The following is a 2021-nucleotide window of genomic DNA, read 5'->3' on the forward strand; positions in this document are numbered from 1 at the left end:
AGGGTTAAACCAGGCTTGTAAAAGGGCGTGACATTCCCTTGATTTATTTTTGATCAAGGTATATGATTCGCGCCCTTTTTAATGACGGTAACAAATATGGCCAAGGGAAATCCCTAAGGTCATTGAATTAAGCGGAGTTAGATGAATGGCACGTATAGCCGGTGTCAACATACCTGACAATAAGCACGCAGTGATTTCACTGACGTACATTTATGGTGTAGGTAGAACGACAGCATACAAACTTTGCGACGCAACAGGCGTTACTCCAACAGCTAAAGTTAGCTCGCTAACTGAAGAACAGTTGGATTCGCTTCGTACTGAGGTCACTAAACTGACCGTTGAAGGTGATTTGCGCCGTGAAGTACAAATGAACATTAAACGTTTGAAGGATCTTGGTTGCTTCCGTGGTCTTCGCCACCGCCACAGTTTGCCTGTGCGTGGTCAGCGTAGTAAGACTAACGCTCGCACTCGTAAGGGTCCACGCAAACCAATTCGTAAATAAGTAGGAAACAGTAATGGCAAAGCCAGGTACACGTACCCGTAAAAAGGTGAAAAAGACTGTTGTTGACGGAATGGCGCATATCCACGCTTCATTCAACAACACTATCGTGACCATTACAGATCGCCAAGGTAACGCTCTTTCATGGGCAACTGCAGGTGGTTCTGGATTCCGTGGTTCACGTAAGAGCACACCTTTTGCTGCGCAGGTAGCAGCTGAAAGAGCCGGTAACGCGGCTGCTGAATACGGCCTCAAAAACCTAGAAGTTATGGTTAAAGGGCCTGGGCCAGGACGCGAGTCCGCTGTTCGAGCACTAAACGCTTGTGGTTACAAAATCACAAACATCACTGACGTAACGCCGATTCCACACAACGGCTGTCGTCCATCGAAGAAACGTCGCGTTTAGGGGAGAACAGATAAATGGCTCGTTATATTGGACCAAAATGTAAACTGTCTCGTCGTGAAGGGACAGATCTGTTTTTGAAGAGCGGTGCTAAGGCACTAGACCAAAAATGTAATCTTGAAACTGCACCAGGCATGCACGGCGCTCGTCGTGGTCGTTTGTCTGAGTACGGTACTCAGCTCCGTGAGAAACAGAAAGTTCGTCGTTTATACGGCGTATTAGAGAAGCAGTTCCGTGGCTATTACAAAGAAGCAGCGCGCCGTAAGGGTGCGACTGGTGAGAACTTGCTTCAGCTTTTAGAACAACGCCTAGACAATGTTGTATACCGTATGGGTTTTGGATCTACTCGTGCAGAAGCACGTCAGTTAGTTTCGCACAAAGCGATCCTTGTAAATGACAATGTTGTAAACATTGCTTCATATCAAGTGAAAGCGGGCGATACTATCTCTGTTCGTGAAAAAGCAAAGAACCAATTGCGTGTTAAAAACGCAGTTGAATTGGCGGGCAACCGTGCGCCAGTTGAGTGGGTCGAAGTTGATACAAGCAAGCTTGCTGGTACATTTAAGTCAGTACCAGAGCGTAGCGACCTAACAGCTGAAATCAACGAAAACCTAATCGTCGAGCTTTACTCTAAGTAAGCTTTGTATCTACAACATAACGTATAGGGGCGTATATGCAGCGTTCAGTAAATGAATTCTTGAACCCACGTAACATTGAAGTTCAGGAATTAAGTGCAACACATGCGAAGGTGGTTCTAGAACCATTAGAAAGGGGTTTCGGGCACACTCTTGGTAGTGCGCTTCGTCGTATCCTTCTGTCTTCAATGCCTGGTTGTGCGGTAGTAGAAGCTGAAATCGACNGTGTATTGCATGAATATAGTGCCATTGAAGGCGTACAAGAAGATGTGATTGAAATTCTTCTTAACCTCAAAGGCCTAGCAATTGTTATGCATGCTAAGGATGAGGCGACTTTGACGCTCACTAAGAAAGGATCGGGTCCGGTTCTAGCTAGTGACATCCAGGTAGATCACGATGTAGAGGTTCTTAACCCTGATCACGTGATCTGTAATTTAGGTGACAACGGCGAAGTGAACATGAAGCTTAAAGTTTCACGTGGTCG

At 46.0% G+C, this 2021-nt stretch carries 3 protein-coding genes and 1 pseudogene; all 4 read left to right on the plus strand.

Annotated features, from left to right (window positions below; all coding sequences use genetic code 11):
* The first annotated feature begins 145 nt into the window (after positions 1–145).
* Positions 146–502 (plus strand): 30S ribosomal protein S13, encoded by a 357-nt coding sequence (gene rpsM, locus A3738_RS25150; protein ID WP_068475237.1) that lies wholly within the window; start codon positions 146–148, stop codon positions 500–502.
* A 13-nt stretch (positions 503–515) separates the two neighbouring features.
* On the plus strand, positions 516–905 hold the full coding sequence (gene rpsK, locus A3738_RS25155; RefSeq protein ID WP_068475240.1) for a 30S ribosomal protein S11: 390 nt from the start codon (positions 516–518) through the stop codon (positions 903–905).
* A 14-nt stretch (positions 906–919) separates the two neighbouring features.
* Positions 920–1540: a 30S ribosomal protein S4 gene (gene rpsD, locus A3738_RS25160; RefSeq protein ID WP_068475243.1), complete on the plus strand. Its 621-nt coding sequence runs from the start codon at positions 920–922 to the stop codon at positions 1538–1540.
* A gap of 35 nt (positions 1541–1575) precedes the next feature.
* Positions 1576–2021, plus strand: a pseudogene (locus A3738_RS25165) (DNA-directed RNA polymerase subunit alpha); the annotation flags it as partial.

The sequence above is a fragment of the Oleiphilus sp. HI0066 genome (assembly GCF_001635725.1).

Bases quoted from the DNA above. Each gene is read 5' to 3' on its own strand.
- rpsM (WP_068475237.1), top strand. From the start codon at position 146: ATGGCACGTATAGCCGGTGTCAACATACCTGACAATAAGCACGCAGTG.
- rpsK (WP_068475240.1), top strand. From the start codon at position 516: ATGGCAAAGCCAGGTACACGTACCCGTAAAAAGGTGAAAAAGACTGTT.
- rpsD (WP_068475243.1), top strand. From the start codon at position 920: ATGGCTCGTTATATTGGACCAAAATGTAAACTGTCTCGTCGTGAAGGG.